Source organism: Rectinema subterraneum (assembly GCA_009768935.1).
GTDB classification, from domain to species: domain Bacteria; phylum Spirochaetota; class Spirochaetia; order Treponematales; family Rectinemataceae; genus Rectinema; species Rectinema subterraneum.
The window spans coordinates 64,105-80,420 of sequence record WESA01000001.1 but is presented as its reverse complement, the minus strand read 5'-3'; the positions used below and the strand labels follow the sequence as shown (position 1 = coordinate 80,420).

Genomic DNA, 16,316 nt, shown 5'->3' with positions numbered 1-16,316 from the left:
ACGGTAACTATACTCGGAATTTGGCCTGCGGGCAACGAATGATGTACGAAAAATGGGGAATATGGTATAATAACATATCGACAGAGGGGGTCATTTTGTCTGGACAGGTTGCTCACGAAAAACGCAGGCAGGAAATTCTCGAAAAAGCGCTCGATGTGTTTATTGAAGAAGGATACGAAGACACCACCTTCCAGAAAATTGCCGAACGCTGCGGCATCACAAGGACAATTCTCTACCTGTATTTCGAGAACAAAAAACAGATATTTGCTGAGAGCCTCAAGCGTTTTCTCGGTTCAGTCGAAATCGAGATCGCGGTTGTCGCGCACGACGAAAGCATGAACAGCGAAGAAAAAATCCTAAAAATCGGCGAAATGGTTGTTGAAGCGTGCGAGAAGGAATCGAAGCTGCTGTCGGTAGTGCTGGATTACTTGCTCAGGCTCAAGGCAGCAGGCGGAAATCCGGACGAAAAAGTGCGCAGGCGCACGGTCAGAATGCGGCACATTCTAGCAGATATTGTAATCGAAGGCAAAAAGCGGGGAGAATTCAGCGAGACCTCTTCGGTGAAAGGCACAGTGGAGATATTTTTTGCCCTGGTTGAGGCGACTGTATTTCGCCTCGTGGTGCTGGGGCGCAAAGAAGCGACAGGGCTTGCCGAGGCGCTCACTCCCTTCGTGCAGAGCATGCGACCCTGATGTGCCTTGGGCGATAAGACGCCGCAAACAATAAATGTGGCACGCGGCATACAATAGATGCTCGTGCATGCAGCGCGCATGCGAAATATCAGAGCGGATTGCCGCTCAGCACCATGCTGGCAACAAAGAGATCCATAATCTTCCGTTCCATAATCGAAACTTCCGAAATGTACTTGAACGTGACGCCGGGAATGCCTTGCTCGGCAATGCGCGTAATGCCGGCATTGTACGCGGCAAGCGCAGTGAATTCATCCTCGCTGAGGATGAGGTATTCTTTCAGATGGCTGATTCCAATCCTGGCATTGTGATAAGGGTCGAATACCTGCTTCTCGCTTATTTTGTCGAATACCGATGAATTAAGCTGAAAAAGGCCGCTGTTGAGGCTTCCGCTCGTATTGACCGAACGGGCTTTTGGATTGTAGCGGCTTTCGACATATGCAACCGCAAATGCAAGGCTAGGCCTGACGTTATGCGCTATCGAATTGTCAAGAATCGCTTTTGCGACGGGCATCGAATTTGTAATTGCAGAGAAGAATTTTAATACCTGATTTTTTGTTTTATCATTGATATACAGGCGCGAAACAGGATCGCTATAGGATCCATTATTCTTAAGGGTGACAGCAAACATAATGCTGGAATTTTTATTTTTTGTGCTTGCAAAAATACTGGAATCGAATAACGTCGCTGAAGATGAAATAAGAAAAAATGAAGCAATACAGAAAGAAGCAGCAATAACAAGCCTCGCAGCCTTCTTCCTCGTTAAAAATACTGACTTTTTTTCAGATTGCACTCTGAAAATCCTCCCCAAAAAACCGAAATATTCGCAGTAAAATATACCGCAAATTAAAAGAAAGTGTAATGAAATGAAAAAATTAGTCAAGCAGTATTGACAGAAAATTAATTTAATAACTGCAAAAACAATACTTATATTATTAACGATAACGTATTAAATAATATGCTGGAATATCTCTGCGCGGCATGGTACTATACGGTCATTATGAATCCCGAAGCTATTCGCATTATTGTTACTGGCGGCACATTCGACAAGCATTATGACGAAATAAAAGGCGAACTGACCTTTACCGAAACGCATGTTCCCGAAGTATTGAAGCGCGCACGAGTATCGGTGCCCGTTCAAGTCGAGCTCAACCAGCTTATCGACAGCCTCTACATGCAAGAGGCAAATCGCCAATCGGTACTCGATGCGTGCAAGAGAGCACCAGAGCGGCACATTATAATCACCCACGGAACCGACACCATGGCGGAGACGGCAAAGCTCATCGGCAGCGCCCGACTCGATAAAACCATCGTGCTCACCGGAGCCATGATCCCCTATAAAATCCTCGACTCGGATGCACTGTTCAATTTCGGCGCAGCATTCGCGGCAGTCCAGCTGCTTCCGGCAGGCGTCTATATTTCGATGAATGGCCGGATCTTCGACTGGAACAGGGTGCGCAAAAACAAAACCCTCGGCGTTTTCGAAGAAATACAGGAATAACATTCATGCCTCGACCCAAAACCGAAGAAAAGCGCAAACTCATCCTCGATACCGCAAAGCGCCTTTTTGCGCTTGAGGGAGTTGGTGTATCCATGAACGAGATGGCGGAAGCAATCGGCATTCCTGTCGGCAGCATCTACACCTATTTCGATTCAAAGCAGGTGCTGGTCGAGACAATCATCGAAGAAGGCTGGAATGAGTATCGATTGTGGCTTGAAGAGGGAATCGCTTCGATCCAGCTTGGCAGCCAGAACGCCGATAAAAGACTCACCGCGCTTAAAATCCTTTCGTTCTTTGTGAACAAGGCGCTACCAAAGCTCTTCAGCGATGTCGAACTCATCATGCTGTTGCTTGCCGAAGCGGGGACGACTGCGAGGCTTGAAGAAAAACTGCAGTATTTTTCTTCCATGATTACAAAGCTTGTTTCAGAATGCCAGGTTTCCGGCACTGCAGAGAATGATCCGCGCCAATACAACACGGGCATCACGGTGCTCCTGCTCGGCGCGCTCGAGACCCTGCGCCTTTCCTCCAAAACTGATCTGAAGCTCAGCGCAGATGATATTCAGGCTTTTTTCAGACTAATTGTGGAGAACGCACTCGGCCAGGGCTTACCCGATACGGACTGAGAGAACGCATCCAGGGCTTGACCACAAAGGCCGCAATGCTCGCCAAAGGGCGCAAAAATCGCGTTCGCCATTGTACCTCAGAATAGTAATCCTCAAGAGTCTTGCTCCTGAAATGCAAAACCGCCTCCGCTTCATCCGAATCCACAAACCAGCCGCAGTGAAAGTTGCATTTTGCAAAGAGCTCATCCGGCAAAAATGAAGAGCTGCCCAGCCCGAAAAGCCGCATGAGCCGGTCGAGGTACGCGCGATACGTTGTCCGGCATGCGGCTCCGCCCCCGATATTGAAAATTCTTCCTACAGCATCCGGATTCTGGCAGGTTGCCGCGAACGCTCTCCCCGCATCTTCGGTATGCAGGACCTCGAATCGTGTCGCGGGCGGTACTTTGAACAGCATGGGATCGAAGGGCAGCCAGTCGCTGGAAACAACATAGGAGAGGCGAAGAATGACCCACTCCAAGCCGGAGGATCTGATGAGAGCTTCGCATTCCTGTTTTGTTTTGCTGTAGGTATCGTTTGGCAAAAGCGGATCCGTCGCGGAAATCCATGGCGAAGCAAGACGGTCGCCATACAGCGCAATGCTGGACGCAAACACAAAGCGAGGAGGGCGAGGCAAGATCGAGCAGACAGCGAGGAGCGCCTTCGTTCCTCCCACATTGATGCGGTATGCCAGCTCAGGATCTCGATCCGCGAGAGGCGGAATGATTCCCGCTAAGTGAATCACTGCATCTGGCCCTTCGGAAGATCCATCGATTCCAAAACAGGCCATTGCTTCAGAAATCGCTGCTTCGTCTGTAATGTCGCCAAAAAAAACCTTGAGCTTCGAACCTGATGCCTTCAAAAGCTCGCGCAGGCGCGCGGAACGCTTCTCCTTAGCAGAAGGATGCTCGAACACGCACACCTCGTGACCAGCGGAAAGAAGCGCACGCACCGTGCTTATACCGACATTCCCGAACCCCCCACTGACAAACACGCGCATTATTTGCCTCCAGAAACAGCCTACGAATGTAGCTTGACGCCCGATTCTTGCTCGTCGCCAGCGCAGCATCGCTGTATATAATTATAATGAATGAGTGTTCATTCAGCAACAACGATTGAGGAATTTTTCGATATGAAGCTGCACTTCTGTGCGGGAATCCAATAATGTATCATTATACTTATCAGCAATAAAAAAGGAGAATGGTCTTGAAATGTATTTTTATCACCCAAGTTCGGTCGCGCGCCGAAAAGGCGCATGCGCGTCTGCTCATCGACAGCATACGCGCATTTGGCGGCCCGATGAGAGACTGCGAGATATGGGTTTTCGCAACCAAACCTGCGAATGAGCCGTGTGACGACCTCGAAGGACTTCAGGTGAAAGTAATTCCGCTTTCCGTGCAGAGAAAATTCATGGATTACCCTTTCGGCGACAAAGTATTCACATGTGCCACTGCCGAGGCGATGGCTGCGTCGGACACGGGATCCCTGATCTGGCTTGACCCGGAATGTCTCGTGGTTCAGCCGCCCCTGCTGTTCGATCTGGGAGGCGAGTTCGCAGCAGCGCTGAGACCGGTTCATGTCCACAATGTCGGGCTTCTTGTTTCTGAACCTCTCGACCCGTTCTGGAAAGGCATATTCAGAACTGTCGGTATCGAGGATATCGAATTCGCAGTCGAATCCTTCGTCGACCGGCAAGCGATTCGCGCATATTTCAATTCTCATGGCCTCGCGGTACGCCCAGGGAATGGCTTGTTCCGAAAATGGCTCAAGAGCTTCGAACGGCTGGTGAGCGATCGTGAATTTCAATTGGAAGCATGCTGTGACAATTTTCGCAGGCTATTTCTCTTTCAGGCCGTGTTCAGCGCGGTTGTCGTTTCTGACGTGGAAAGAGAGAAAATTCGCATTCTGCCCGAAACCTATAACTATCCCTACAACCTTCACGAGCAGATACCGGCGGCTTGGCGCGCCGCCGCGCTCGATGATTTGGTTTGCCTGACATATGAAGGCCGCACCCTTGCGCCGTGCAGGGTGACAGATATTGAAATTCATGAGCCTCTCCGGTCATGGCTTGAAACAAGAAAAGGTCAAGCCTTCGAAACTGCGCACTAGTGCGCGCTGCTCGCGAAATAGGTGACGGATATGCTCGGCCACCTCTCTCATTGACCTGAGAAAGAGCTTTCGGTACACTGGCTGGGCTATGATTACAATCCATGAATTACGCAGAAAATACATTGAATTTTTCAAGGCCCGCGGGCATTCGGAGATAAGCGGCAAGTCTCTCATCCCCGAAAACGATCCCACGGTGCTCTTTACCACCGCGGGCATGCACCCGCTCGTTCCGTACCTGCTTGGCGAGCCTCACCCGGCGGGCAAGCGCCTCACTGACTACCAGAAGTGCATCCGCACCGGCGATATCGACGCAGTAGGCGATCCGAGTCACCTCACTTTTTTCGAGATGCTTGGCAACTGGTCGCTCGGCGACTATTTTAAAAAAGAAGCAATCCGCTGGTCGTACGAATTCCTGACAAGCCCCGAGTACTTGGGCATCGATCCGGCAAAGCTGTCGGTGACTGTATTCACTGGCGACGAGGGCGTTCCCCGGGATGAGGAATCGGCTTCGATTTGGCGCTCGCTTGGTATCCCCGAAGAGCGAATCTATTTCTTGCCGCGTGAGGATAACTGGTGGGGTCCCGCAGGCGAAACTGGTCCATGCGGTCCAGACACCGAAATGTTTGTCGATACCGGCAAACCCGCATGCGGGCCCGACTGCCGTCCCGGCTGCCACTGCGGCAAATACTTCGAAATCTGGAACGACGTGTTCATGCAATACAACAAAAAAAACGACGGCAGCTATGAGCCGCTTGCGCATCCCTGCGTGGACACGGGCATGGGCATCGAGCGCACCGTCGCTATGCTCCAAGGCAAAAAATCGGTCTACGAAACCGAAGCCTTCACACCCATTCTCGCCGTGCTCGAATCGATCACAGGCAAGCGCTACGGCGCGCTCGACAACAATCCGGAGACCGATCGCAGTTTCCGCATCATCGCGGACCATATCCGTGCTGCAACATTCATTCTCGGTGACCCGAAAGCCGTGCTGCCATCGAATATCGGAGCTGGCTATGTCCTTCGCCGCCTCATTCGGCGAGCCGTCCGACACGGGCGAAAACTCGGCATTGACGGCATTTTCCTCGCCAAGCCCGCAGAAGCGGTCATCGAAATCTACAAAGAGCCATATCCCGAGCTTCTAGAAAACCGCGCGCGTATCATCGAAGAACTCGAGCGCGAAGAGAGAAAATTCCTCGAAACCTTGCAAAAGGGCGAGCACGAATTCGAAAAAATGCTGCCAAACCTGCTCAGAAACCCCGAAAAAATCATGTCCGGGCGCCTTGCGTTCAGACTTTACGACACCTATGGCTTCCCCATCGAGCTCACCGAAGAACTCGCGAGCGAAAACGGCCTGGCCGTGGATCGCGCGGGCTTTGACGAAGCGTTCAAAAAGCATCAGGAACTGTCGCGCGCAGGAAGCGAGCAAGTGTTCAAGGGCGGCCTTGCCGACCATTCGGAGGTCGTCACGCGCTACCACACTGCAACCCACCTTTTGCACAAGGCTCTTCGCATCGTGCTCGGCGAACATGTCGCGCAGAAAGGCTCGAACCTGACTGCCGAGCGCCTCCGCTTTGATTTCTCTCATCCCGCGCCGATGACTCAAGAACAGATTGCCGAAGTCGAGCGCATCGTCAACGAGCAGATTGCCCGCGACCTGCCGGTCTCAATGACCATGATGCTCCTCGAAGAAGCCAAAGCCTCGGGCGCCATAGCCCTATTTGGCGAAAAGTATGAGCCCGTTGTAAAAGTCTATACTATCGGAGATTTTTCGAAAGAAGTGTGCGGCGGGCCGCATGTCACGCACACAGGGGAGCTTGGGAAGTTCAAGATAACGAAGGAACAGTCGTCGAGCGCAGGCGTACGCCGTATTTACGCGATCCTTGAGTAGTGCTCTCAACCTTGGGTAAAGAATTGAAGCAAAGATAGTCAGTATGCGCGAATACCTCTATGACCGCTACTGCGGTCATAGAGGTATTCGTGCACTGGTTTGCCTTTTGTCCCAATCCGGCGTGTGCCTACCATCACGAGGCACCCGCCTCGCCCTGGGCCTATGCGATTGGCTGGTATGCTACCAAGGCCTTCGGGAAGGTGCGCCGGTTTCGTTGTACGCGCTGCGGAAAAAGCTTTTCCACCCAGACCTTCTCTACGCACTACTATCTCAAGCGCATTGTCTCGTACCGGGATGTGCTCTATAGGCTGGCCGGTGGGGAGAGCCTAAGGGGGATGAGTCGCGCGCTCGGTTGCTCGCTTTCGCTGCTTACGACCCGTATCGACCGACTGGCCCGCCAGGGTATTGCGCTCCACGCCCGGATGCTGCGCGCTCGGCGGAGCAAGGAAGACATCTGTATCGACGGCTTTGTCTCCTTCGACTGCTCGCAGTACTTCCCCAGCGAAATCCCCATTGCGGTGGGACGGACAAGCGGCTTCGTGCTCGATGTCAGTCACTGCACACGGTGGCGTTCAGGGAGCATGCGGCAGGACCAGAAGGCGAAGGCAAAGGCGCTCTATTCGAAGATTCGGCTCGAACGGGGTGGGATCGGCCGGTCATTCAGGGAGGTGCTGGCGACGAGCCTTGCGCTCCAGCCGCCACAGCCTCAGCGGCCCTTCGTGCTGATCACCGATGAGAAGCCCGACTATGCGCGGGTCGTGCGGCGGCTTGCAGCCTACTGGGGTGAGGGAGAGGGGCGACTCGTGCACCTGACGATTTCTTCATACTTGCCACGGACGATCCACAATCCACTCTTTTCTTCGAACTACACCGATCGCGAGCTCAGAAAGGACCTGGCAAACCACCATCGTGAGAGTGTCTGCTTCAACCGCAATGTCGCAAACGGCATGCTGCGCCTCTGGGCCTACCTCATGTGGCACAACTACTTAAAGCCCTACCGTATCCGCTGGCCGAAAGGCCGAAGACCCGCTACCCATGCCGAGGCGAGCGGCATCGATGCAACTGCGCTCGAGAACGTATATAGAAGCTTTTTCGAAGAACGGGCGTTTCTGACACGAAGCCCTTTGAGCCCGACGATGGCGAGAAGCTGGAAGAAGGAATGGCGGACACCAGGGCAAGCGAAGGCTGAGTATCTTCCCAAGCTGGCGCTCGGTTGAACAGCTTGTGCTGGGCTGTCGGAAAGCTTTTTCCTCAGTGCCCTCTTTTACACAAGGTTGAGAGCACTGATCTTAGGGCCTGAACCGAGGTCTTCCCGTCCTCGAGCACAAGTCGCAGGAACCATGCCCCTTCGGTTTCGAGCCGTTCCCACCAGATTTCGCGCGCAAATTCCTCGAATATGATGGACGGTTGGGGCGCTGATTCCGCTCGCCACTGGAAAAACGCGTAATCCGCTGCAGACAGGGTGAATCGGGCAATAGAATAATCTGCTGAAAGCTGGCGGGGCGCAGATCTGCCCGCTATATTTCCTTGAGACTCGTCGGGTATAGCGCTAGCTGTGTCAGTGCTTCCCTTCCCGCCATTCCGGGCTGCGATGCGGTACACCGTTGAGGGCACGAGCTTACCGGCAAGGTGCGGCCCATCATCGCTCAGTATGAGCAGATTATCATTCCTGAAAACCAAAAGGCACTCTCCATACCGTGCGGCAAGCGCAGATATCGCATCGTTATGTATTTCATCGCTCACAAGTTCGATCTTTTCATAATAAATCGGTCGATGCAGATGGAGAATCTTGATGTCTATAAGCATATGCATATCTTGTCGCGAGCCCCATTTGATGGCAAGAGGCCGCGCTGATTAAGAAAATTGCTCTGCACTACCTGCTTTACACAAGGTTCGGAGCACTATCCTGGAAACCCATTTCAATTAATGGTACAATATATCGACATGGCATTACTCGATCACATTTCCGGACCCGCCGACCTGAAAGAATTATCCTTGGCTGAGCTTCGTCGCCTTGCGGATGAAATTCGTTCCCGCATCGTCGAAACGGTACAGCTGAATGGTGGGCATCTTGCTTCAAACCTTGGGGTAGTGGAGCTAACCATCGCGCTCCACAGGGTATTCCACTCACCGCAGGATGCAATAGTGTGGGATGTGGGACATCAGTGCTATCCGCATAAGATCCTCACCGGCCGGGCAGAGCGCTTTCATACGCTGCGCCGGCAGGGCGGTATTTCGGGCTTTCCGAAACGCGAAGAAAGCGAACACGACATTTTCGATACTGGCCACTCTTCCACCGCGATCTCTTCGGCGCTCGGGCTTCTTGCTGCGCGCACGCATACAGGGAAGCAGGGCAGAGTGATCGCAGTGGTCGGCGATGGGGTGCTTACCTCAGGCATGGCGATGGAAGGGCTCAGCAATGCCGGCCAACTCGGGTTCCCCCTCATTCTCGTCTTGAATGACAACCGCATGTCCATCTCGCGTTCAGTCGGCTCCATTTCGCGCTATCTGTCGAAGTTGTCGGCATCGATGCGCTACCAGTCCTTCCGCGCCCATGTCGATGCTGCCGTACTCAAGATTCCGCGCATTGGCAAGCCGCTCTCCGAATTCATCAACAGAAGCAAGCGCGCCGTCAAAGCAATCTTTTTCAAGGAAAATCTCTTTGTCGATTACGGGTTCGAATATGTCGGCCCGATCGACGGGCACAGTATCACCGCAATGATTGATGCTTTCGCGCATGTGCGAAATCTCAATCGCCCTGTTGTCGTGCATGTCATTACAAAAAAAGGAAAAGGCCTCGAAAGGGCGGAAGAGGATCCGGAGAGCTTCCATGGGCTTGGCCCTTCGTGCCCCGATATCCCTGGCGCTGGCGAGTCAAGCCATGGAGAGAGTTTTTCTTCGTGCTTTGCAAATTCGCTCATCGAACTTGCGGAGCTTGATGCTCGTGTAATGGCGATTACGGCTGCGATGGCCTCGGGCACAGGCGTTGTAAAAATGCTGGAGCGCTGGCCCCAGCGCGTGTTCGATGTCGGCATTGCGGAACAACATGCGGTGACCTTTGCCGCAGGACTTGCGCAGGGGGGCTTGCGGCCTGTCGTCGCGATTTATTCGACCTTCATGCAGCGCGCGGTGGATCAGGTGTTTCAGGATGTGTCGCTTGCGAATGTGCCGGTGCTGTTTGCGCTCGACAGGGCAGGCGCGGTGGGAGAAGACGGAGAAACGCATCAGGGAATTTATGATATTGCGCTCTTCAAAGCCATGCCGAACTTGATTTTCTTTGCTCCCGCAGATGGAGATGAGCTTGCGGCCTTCATGAAGCTCTCTCTTTCCCTGGATGCTCCCTGCATGATGCGTTATCCGAAGGCATTTTCGCCATGTGCGAACGGGGCAATGCGCCCTCTCGAAGTCGGAAAGGGAACAATGATGAGGGAGCGTGCTGGAGCGCGGATTCTTGTGTGCGCCGTCGGGCCGCTCGCATATTCAGCCGCTGATGCATCCGATGCGCTGGAGAAAAAAGCAGTGCTTGCTGACGTCTACAATGTGCGGTTCCTCTCGCATATCGATGAGGAATATCTGGCATCGCTCTGCGCGCGCTATGATGCAATCCTGACGGCAGAAGATGGCGTGCGAGCTGGTGGGTTTGGCGAAACACTCGCTGCGATTTTGGCTCGCCGCGGCGTGCGAGCGAGCATCAGATCCCTTGGATTCGAAAACACGCCACTTGCGCAAGCTTCGAGAGAGGCGCTGCTCGCACAGGCAGGCTTGAATACAAAGGGAATTCAGAAAGCTCTGGAAGAATTGCAGCGGAGCCTTGGGCCGGAATCGAAAAAGAACGCGTATGCCGCAAGCGTTGCCGCTTCAACCATAGCCCGGGGAACGCCGATTCCTGTTCCTGGCGAGGTACAGCATGTCCGATAGCCCCGCAAGCGCCCATTGCCAGAACGAGCAAACCGAATTGACGCGGACGATACTGAAACTGCCGCGGCAGCGCAGCCTTCTGTACGGCGCGCAGCCACTCATCATGGGCATTGTGAATGTTACGCCTGACTCATTTTTCGAAGGAAGCAGAAAATACGAGCCACAGGCAGCCGTGGAGGCAGCACTTGCTATGGTGAGCCACGGAGCCCATATCATCGATTTCGGTGCCGAGTCGACTAGGCCGGGTTCTATTGAAATCGATCCGAAAGAAGAACGTGCCCGGCTTCTGCCGGTCATCGAACGCTTCAGGGCAGCGAGCGATGCAGTGATCTCAGTGGACACCCGTCATCCGGAGGTTGCGCGCGCGGCCCTCGAGGCAGGTGCGGATATCCTGAACGATATCGAAGCGCTGGCAGCGCCCGGTATGGCCGAAATTGCCGCGAAGCACCACGCTGCAGTCGTGCTCATGCACATGCAGGGTACGCCAGCGACCATGCAGATCGCTCCTGCCTATGCCGACTGCCTTGAAGAAGTTTACACATTTCTTAGAGCAGTAACCAAGGGCGCCATAGCCGCAGGCGTTTCAGCTGAATCCATCATCCTCGACCCCGGCATAGGCTTCGGAAAGCTCAAAGAACACAACCTGGCCCTGCTCAGGGGAATCGGGCGCCTCCGCTCCCTGGGCTTTCCCGTCCTTATAGGCCTTTCCCGCAAGCGCCTTGTCGGCGAACTCACCGGCAGAGAAATCCCTGAAAGGCTTGCTGGCAGCATAGGCGGAGCGCTTGCCGCATGGATGGCTGGCGCTGATATCATCCGCGTCCACGATGTAGCCGAAACCGTCGACGCCTTCCGCGTGTTCACGGCAATATTCCCGGCCCGCCCATTGGGCAAGGAATTTTTGCGCGAGGTGTCTTTATGAATGCGCCAGCCCTTGTGAACTTCCTGGTTACCTATGTGCGCCCCGTTCTCGATGTCGCAATTCTTGCCTTCCTTATTTATAAAACCTACCAGCTCCTTGTCATGACCGAGGCTGTATACCTCATCCGCGGGCTTCTCATCCTCGTCGCCATCTACGGCGCTGCCTTTTTCCTCAACCTTTCCACCGTCACATGGATCATGAATATCCTCGCACCCGGACTTGTGGTGAGTCTTGCGATCATCCTCCAGCCGGAGCTGAGGCGTATTTTCATTCAGCTTGGTCGCCAGTCGATCATCAAGCAGAAGGCGGCTGCCCGCACTTCCTGGATCGATGCTGCAGTCAGCGCTGCCGTGTATCTTGCTGAAAAACGCCGGGGTGCGCTCATTGTCATTGCGCGCAAAGTCGGCCTTTCATCCTATATCGAAAAAGGCATTGCCCTCGATGCCCTGGTCTCGACAAGCCTTCTCATCGCAGTGTTCGAACACGACAATCCCCTGCATGATGGTGCAGCGATCATCTCTCAGGGCCGCCTTGCATCAGCAGGCTGCTTCTTGCCCCTTTCCGACCAGCAGGACATCCGAAAAACCTTCGGTTCGCGCCATCGCGCAGCGCTCGGCATATCCGAAGAGTCCGACGCAGTCGTTCTCATCGCTTCGGAAGAGACTGGAGCACTCTCGCTTGCATATGATTCCAAGCTGTATTATGACCTTTCCGCCGATGAGATTTTGGAGCGGCTCCGCATGCTGTTTTCAGAGAGCAGAAGCCGCAGCATGACGAGCGAGGCAGACTATGAGCCTTGATGCAAGAATTTCGAAACTGCTCGAAAACTGGCCAGCCAAGGTCATTTCCCTCGTCATCGCGATATTCATCATGTTCCTCTATAACCTCACGCGCCTCGACCAGCGCCTTATCACCGTCCAGCTCAATATCTCCGAGGGGCGGAGCTTCGTGCCTTCAACAGACTATCCAAAAACAGTCCGGGTCGTGATCCGCGGCGAGCGCGACCAGATTTACCGCATCCGCGAGGCTGACATCGTTGCTAGCCTCGACCTTACGCGCTACCAATCCGAGGGCGTGTTCCGTGTACCGGTGAAACTCGAACGTCGTGGAGAAGCGCGGGATATCGATCCCCTCGAGCTCCGCGCTGACCCGGCCGAGATCCCTATCGGATTCGAGCGCCTGGCAGCGAAGCGCGTCGCGATAAGCCCCACATTCAAGGGCTTTCTCGAGCAAGGCTACGAACTCATCTCGTACGAGATCGTGCCGTCTGAAATCGCTATCGAAGGGCCATCGAACCTCATCGCGAATACAAAGGATATCTCTACTGATGTGATCGAATTGAGCGGCAAAACTGGGGACTTTTCACTCACCGTTCCCCTTTCGAAGCCATCGGACCTCATCAATCTCATCGATGTGAATACTGTCCGCTTCACTGCGCGGATCCAGAAACAGGAGCGGCGCATCACTCTCAACAATGTGCCGATCAAGGCTGTGAATCTCGATCCAACATTGGGCTTTGCCGAAACGATGCCGACAGGCAAAATGACGCTCTTGCCGCGCCAGGGACAGGACGCGGCAGCGGCTGCCGATGCTCACCTCCAGGCGGATTTCAAAGGGATTACCAAGCCCGGGCAATATACTGTCCCGCTCACGCCTGTAGTACCCGATGGATACGATGTCGAGGCATATGATCCGTTGGTTATTTCTGTACATGTGCGCACTGCTCAATCTGTGCAGTCTGTGTTGCCGGGATTGTTGGCGCCCTCCGGATCGTCTGGCCTGCCCGCTTTTCCTGCGCCTGCAGCACCTTCCACCCAGCCATGAGCGCATGAGGAGCACAGCATGATTTCTGGCATAGGCATTGATATAGTCCATATCGACCGCATTCGCCGCTGGATGGAAAACCCCGGCATTCTTGTGCGCTTTTTTCACCCTGCGGAGATCGAGACAGCCCGATCGCGCAGCAAAGGCATGGCGCTCTCGCTGGCCGCGCGTTTTGCTGCAAAAGAAGCATTCGGCAAAGCGCTCGGCTCGGGGCTTGCGCATTTCGCCCTTAAGGAAGTAGCGGTGGTCAATGACAGCGCGGGCAGACCGTACATGGAACTCGAGGGGAATGCTCGTCGCGAGTTCGAGCGGCATGGCGGTGGCACAATCCATATCTCGATGACCCATGAGGGGGACAATGCGGTTGCGGTGGTTATCATAGAGAAAGGAAACTAAAGCGATGCAGCAAAATCCTGACTTTCAGCAGCCGCCTGTGCCCAAAGCCTCGGCCCGCCCTGATTCCATGCCGAGCCGTGCGTCCACCCTGCGCACCATAAAACTTGTTCTCGCCTACGACGGCACCGATTTTTCGGGCTGGCAGCGGCAGAAAAACGGCCGCTCGGTCCAGGAAGAGCTCGAAAAGGCGCTTTCCAAAATGCACGGGCACGAAATCCGCGTAAACGGCGCGGGTCGCACCGATGCCGGCGTGCATGCAATGGGACAAGTCGCAAGTTTTTATACGGACATACAATCCATTCCAGCGGACCGCTTCACACTCGCGCTCAACAAGCTCATGCCGCGCGATGTCCGCGTGCTTTCATCGGAGGAAGCGCCTGCCGATTTTCATGCGCGTTTCGATGCTTCCTTGCGGCGATACCGGTATTTTCTCGTGTGCGGGGGCACGCCGGATCCTTTTGCCTTGCGGTGCGCGCATTTTGTGCCGTACTACCCGCGCGTTGCAGTTCTGAATGCGATGGCCGCAGTGGTGCTGGGCGAGCACGATTTTTCGACCTTTGCTTCGGCGCAGGACAAAAGCCCGTCGCGCTCGCGACATATCAGCGAGTCGGTTTTCTTTTTCGAGGGCGAAAAGCTCGTGTACCAGGTAGCTGGTAACGCGTTTCTTTGGAAGCAGGTGCGCTCGCTCGTCGGCACCATGCTCGAGCTCGAGCGGATTGCAGAGAGCCCTGCCCATGGCGAATCCCTTATGCGCGAGCTGCTTGATTCCCGCGATAGAAGCAAGGCGGGAGCCACCGCGCCTGCCTGCGGGCTTTTCCTCTGGAATGTCGAGTATGGCGAGCGCGTCCACGGCCACCCGCGCAGACACAGCGAGGAAGCGTATGGTTAAAAAAGTTAAAAAAAGGGGTCAGACCCCTTTTTTTAAATCTGACGGGCACCAGCTCTCGGTCTGGGAAGGAACAGCCTCACTCTCCGAGCCTGTGCGCGCCGACAAATACCTCTCCGAAACCCTTGCCCTCATGAGCCGCTCCCAGCTCAAAGCCCGAGGCGCATGCCTTTTCTGCAACGGCAAAGAAGTCAAGCTCTCCCATAAAATCAAGAATGGCGACCACCTCAGACTCGAATGGACCGAAGCCCCTTCTGAAGAAATCACGCCCGAGCCTGTTCCGCTTACAATCCTCTATCGCGATGCCGATGTCTTTGTCATCGACAAGCCACAAGGCATGGTAACCCATCCCGCAGCGGGCAACTGGAGCGGCACCCTCGCAAACGGCGTCCTGTGGCTCTCCTTGCATGGTGAGGATGCTCGCGCGACTGGACTTCAAACAGAGAACGAGGCTGAGGCAAAAAACGAGCTCGAACTCAATCGCGAGTCCAGAGCCATATCAGAGTCCAAATCTGAGCCCGAGCCTGAGCCCAATTCCACATCAAAGCGCGAGCCCGAGAACGAGCGCATACCGTTTTACACAAGCTTCGGAACACTACCATTGTTGAACGAACCCCCACCCCGCGCCGGCATTGTCCACCGCCTCGACAAAGACACCTCCGGCGTCATCATTGTAGCCCGAACCGCCCGCGCCCATGAATTTCTTTGCCGCCAGTTCCACGACCGCGAAGCGCGCAAAGAATATCTCGCCATCGTCAGAGGCGCCCCGCCGACAACCGAAGGGCGCATCGACACCTGGCTTGCGCGCAGCCCCCGCGACCGCAAGAAATTCGCCGTCAGCCCGTCCGGCCGCGGCAAGCACGCCCTCACCCTCTACAAAGTGCGCGCTATCTGGGAAATTCCCGCGCGCGCCGAATCTGCGACCCGCGCCGCCTTATCGCGCCCCAATACCGCTTCCCGCGCTGCCGCGTCCTGTGCCGAATCTGCGGTCCCAACCGCCACGCCTCCGGGCCGCCCCATCACCGCTTCCCGCGCCGCCGCAGCCAGCACCCGCCCCGGGACCGCCCGCGCCTCCGAAGCGCCCCAAAGCCTTTCTCGGCGCGGCCCCTCAAATGGCAACCCCTCAGAAGGCAGCGCCTCCCACGACGGCCCTTCCAAAGATAGTTCATCCAAGCGCGGCCCCTCCAAGAAGGCCACTTCACCCCAGCGCTACACCCTCGTCGCCCTCTATCCCCGCACAGGCCGCACCCATCAATTGCGCGTCCACATGGCTCACCTCGGCTGCCCCATCCTCGGCGACCCCATCTACAGCAAAAAAGACCCCCACTTTCCCGACGCCACCCTCATGCTCCACGCCCGGCGCCTCAAAATCCGCTTGCCCGCCGATAACGAATTCCACATCTTTGCCGCGCCCCTTCCCGAGCACTTCAAGCATATGATCGCCATGCTCGACGCTCAGGGAATCCGGAGACGCGCGTCGACATAGCGCTTCATCACAGCACCTGTAATACGAATAGCGTCCAAGCCAGCAACCTGTACCTTCTTTCGGTTGCGCTCTTTTAAGCTATTAAAGAGCCAGCGCCT

Annotated in this window: 16 protein-coding genes; 13 read left to right on the top strand and 3 right to left on the bottom strand. The window is 55.0% G+C overall.

Features of this window, described 5'->3' with window-relative positions; translation table 11 throughout:
* Nucleotides 1-38: 38 nt before the first annotated feature.
* Nucleotides 39-692 (top strand): TetR/AcrR family transcriptional regulator, encoded by a 654-nt coding sequence (locus GAP13_RS00360; RefSeq protein ID WP_241864246.1) that lies wholly within the window; start codon nucleotides 39-41, stop codon nucleotides 690-692.
* A gap of 88 nt (nucleotides 693-780) precedes the next feature.
* Here GAP13_RS00360 and GAP13_RS00355 read toward each other — a convergent pair whose 3' ends face one another.
* A complete protein-coding gene (locus GAP13_RS00355; RefSeq protein ID WP_158905049.1) occupies nucleotides 781-1,203 on the bottom strand; it encodes a transglycosylase SLT domain-containing protein in 423 nt (140 codons plus the stop codon).
* A 486-nt stretch (nucleotides 1,204-1,689) separates the two neighbouring features.
* On the opposite strand from GAP13_RS00355, the gene GAP13_RS00350 reads away from it, so the two are divergent.
* Nucleotides 1,690-2,190, top strand: a complete 501-nt coding sequence (locus GAP13_RS00350) for an asparaginase domain-containing protein (protein WP_158905047.1) — start codon at nucleotides 1,690-1,692, stop codon at nucleotides 2,188-2,190.
* Nucleotides 2,191-2,195: 5 nt separating this feature from the next.
* Complete coding sequence (locus tag GAP13_RS00345) at nucleotides 2,196-2,816, top strand: TetR/AcrR family transcriptional regulator (RefSeq protein ID WP_158905045.1); 621 nt, start codon at nucleotides 2,196-2,198, stop codon at nucleotides 2,814-2,816.
* Here the strand turns inward: GAP13_RS00345 and GAP13_RS00340 are convergent.
* Nucleotides 2,764-3,792: an NAD-dependent epimerase/dehydratase family protein gene (locus tag GAP13_RS00340; protein WP_158905043.1), complete on the bottom strand. Its 1,029-nt coding sequence runs from the start codon at nucleotides 3,790-3,792 to the stop codon at nucleotides 2,764-2,766. The genes GAP13_RS00345 and GAP13_RS00340 overlap by 53 nt on opposite strands.
* Before the next feature lie 200 nt (nucleotides 3,793-3,992).
* On the opposite strand from GAP13_RS00340, the gene GAP13_RS00335 reads away from it, so the two are divergent.
* The 3 genes from GAP13_RS00335 (at nucleotide 3,993) to GAP13_RS00325 (ending at nucleotide 8,006) form a co-directional block, all read left to right on the top strand.
* Entirely contained in the window at nucleotides 3,993-4,901 is a 909-nt protein-coding gene (locus GAP13_RS00335) for a GT-B fold glycosyltransferase domain-containing protein (RefSeq protein WP_222126100.1), read from the top strand.
* An 88-nt stretch (nucleotides 4,902-4,989) separates the two neighbouring features.
* Complete coding sequence (locus GAP13_RS00330) at nucleotides 4,990-6,789, top strand: alanine--tRNA ligase (protein ID WP_158905039.1); 1,800 nt, start codon at nucleotides 4,990-4,992, stop codon at nucleotides 6,787-6,789.
* A gap of 59 nt (nucleotides 6,790-6,848) precedes the next feature.
* Nucleotides 6,849-8,006, top strand: a complete 1,158-nt coding sequence (locus GAP13_RS00325; RefSeq protein ID WP_158905037.1) for a hypothetical protein — start codon at nucleotides 6,849-6,851, stop codon at nucleotides 8,004-8,006.
* A gap of 34 nt (nucleotides 8,007-8,040) precedes the next feature.
* Here the strand turns inward: GAP13_RS00325 and GAP13_RS00320 are convergent, their stop codons facing one another.
* Nucleotides 8,041-8,595 (bottom strand): hypothetical protein, encoded by a 555-nt coding sequence (locus GAP13_RS00320; RefSeq protein WP_158905035.1) that lies wholly within the window; start codon nucleotides 8,593-8,595, stop codon nucleotides 8,041-8,043.
* Nucleotides 8,596-8,733: 138 nt separating this feature from the next.
* Here GAP13_RS00320 and dxs point away from each other — a divergent pair, with 138 nt between their 5' ends.
* Genes dxs through GAP13_RS00285 form a run of 7 tightly spaced genes read left to right on the top strand, consistent with a single transcriptional unit; the run spans nucleotide 8,734 to nucleotide 16,218 of the window.
* Nucleotides 8,734-10,707: a 1-deoxy-D-xylulose-5-phosphate synthase gene (gene dxs / locus GAP13_RS00315; protein WP_241864245.1), complete on the top strand. Its 1,974-nt coding sequence runs from the start codon at nucleotides 8,734-8,736 to the stop codon at nucleotides 10,705-10,707.
* The gene (gene folP, locus GAP13_RS00310) at nucleotides 10,697-11,626 is read left to right on the top strand and encodes a dihydropteroate synthase (RefSeq protein ID WP_158905031.1); all 930 of its coding nucleotides are present in this window, start codon (nucleotides 10,697-10,699) and stop codon (nucleotides 11,624-11,626) included. Before dxs ends, folP begins: the two co-directional genes overlap by 11 nt.
* Nucleotides 11,623-12,426, top strand: coding sequence for a diadenylate cyclase CdaA (gene cdaA, locus GAP13_RS00305; RefSeq protein WP_158905029.1), 804 nt, complete (start codon nucleotides 11,623-11,625; stop codon nucleotides 12,424-12,426). The genes folP and cdaA overlap by 4 nt, the downstream gene beginning before the upstream one ends.
* The gene (locus tag GAP13_RS00300) at nucleotides 12,416-13,450 is read left to right on the top strand and encodes a CdaR family protein (protein ID WP_158905027.1); all 1,035 of its coding nucleotides are present in this window, start codon (nucleotides 12,416-12,418) and stop codon (nucleotides 13,448-13,450) included. Before cdaA ends, GAP13_RS00300 begins: the two co-directional genes overlap by 11 nt.
* Nucleotides 13,451-13,468: 18 nt before the next feature.
* On the top strand, nucleotides 13,469-13,846 hold the full coding sequence (locus tag GAP13_RS00295; protein ID WP_158905025.1) for a holo-ACP synthase: 378 nt from the start codon (nucleotides 13,469-13,471) through the stop codon (nucleotides 13,844-13,846).
* A gap of 4 nt (nucleotides 13,847-13,850) precedes the next feature.
* Entirely contained in the window at nucleotides 13,851-14,735 is an 885-nt protein-coding gene (gene truA, locus GAP13_RS00290; protein WP_461493893.1) for a tRNA pseudouridine(38-40) synthase TruA, read from the top strand.
* Nucleotides 14,728-16,218: an RluA family pseudouridine synthase gene (locus GAP13_RS00285; RefSeq protein WP_186338800.1), complete on the top strand. Its 1,491-nt coding sequence runs from the start codon at nucleotides 14,728-14,730 to the stop codon at nucleotides 16,216-16,218. Before truA ends, GAP13_RS00285 begins: the two co-directional genes overlap by 8 nt.
* Nucleotides 16,219-16,316 lie beyond the last annotated feature (98 nt).

What these genes read in the sequence shown, in the direction of transcription:
- GAP13_RS00360 (WP_241864246.1), top strand. Translation starts at nt 39, where the DNA reads ATGATGTACGAAAAATGGGGAATATGGTATAATAACATATCGACAGAG.
- GAP13_RS00355 (WP_158905049.1), bottom strand. Translation starts at nt 1,203, where the DNA reads ATGCCCGTCGCAAAAGCGATTCTTGACAATTCGATAGCGCATAACGTC.
- GAP13_RS00350 (WP_158905047.1), top strand. Translation starts at nt 1,690, where the DNA reads ATGAATCCCGAAGCTATTCGCATTATTGTTACTGGCGGCACATTCGAC.
- GAP13_RS00345 (WP_158905045.1), top strand. Translation starts at nt 2,196, where the DNA reads ATGCCTCGACCCAAAACCGAAGAAAAGCGCAAACTCATCCTCGATACC.
- GAP13_RS00340 (WP_158905043.1), bottom strand. Translation starts at nt 3,792, where the DNA reads ATGCGCGTGTTTGTCAGTGGGGGGTTCGGGAATGTCGGTATAAGCACG.
- GAP13_RS00335 (WP_222126100.1), top strand. Translation starts at nt 3,993, where the DNA reads ATGGTCTTGAAATGTATTTTTATCACCCAAGTTCGGTCGCGCGCCGAA.
- GAP13_RS00330 (WP_158905039.1), top strand. Translation starts at nt 4,990, where the DNA reads ATGATTACAATCCATGAATTACGCAGAAAATACATTGAATTTTTCAAG.
- GAP13_RS00325 (WP_158905037.1), top strand. Translation starts at nt 6,849, where the DNA reads ATGACCGCTACTGCGGTCATAGAGGTATTCGTGCACTGGTTTGCCTTT.
- GAP13_RS00320 (WP_158905035.1), bottom strand. Translation starts at nt 8,595, where the DNA reads ATGCTTATAGACATCAAGATTCTCCATCTGCATCGACCGATTTATTAT.
- dxs (WP_241864245.1), top strand. Translation starts at nt 8,734, where the DNA reads ATGGCATTACTCGATCACATTTCCGGACCCGCCGACCTGAAAGAATTA.
- folP (WP_158905031.1), top strand. Translation starts at nt 10,697, where the DNA reads ATGTCCGATAGCCCCGCAAGCGCCCATTGCCAGAACGAGCAAACCGAA.
- cdaA (WP_158905029.1), top strand. Translation starts at nt 11,623, where the DNA reads ATGAATGCGCCAGCCCTTGTGAACTTCCTGGTTACCTATGTGCGCCCC.
- GAP13_RS00300 (WP_158905027.1), top strand. Translation starts at nt 12,416, where the DNA reads ATGAGCCTTGATGCAAGAATTTCGAAACTGCTCGAAAACTGGCCAGCC.
- GAP13_RS00295 (WP_158905025.1), top strand. Translation starts at nt 13,469, where the DNA reads ATGATTTCTGGCATAGGCATTGATATAGTCCATATCGACCGCATTCGC.
- truA (WP_461493893.1), top strand. Translation starts at nt 13,851, where the DNA reads ATGCAGCAAAATCCTGACTTTCAGCAGCCGCCTGTGCCCAAAGCCTCG.
- GAP13_RS00285 (WP_186338800.1), top strand. Translation starts at nt 14,728, where the DNA reads ATGGTTAAAAAAGTTAAAAAAAGGGGTCAGACCCCTTTTTTTAAATCT.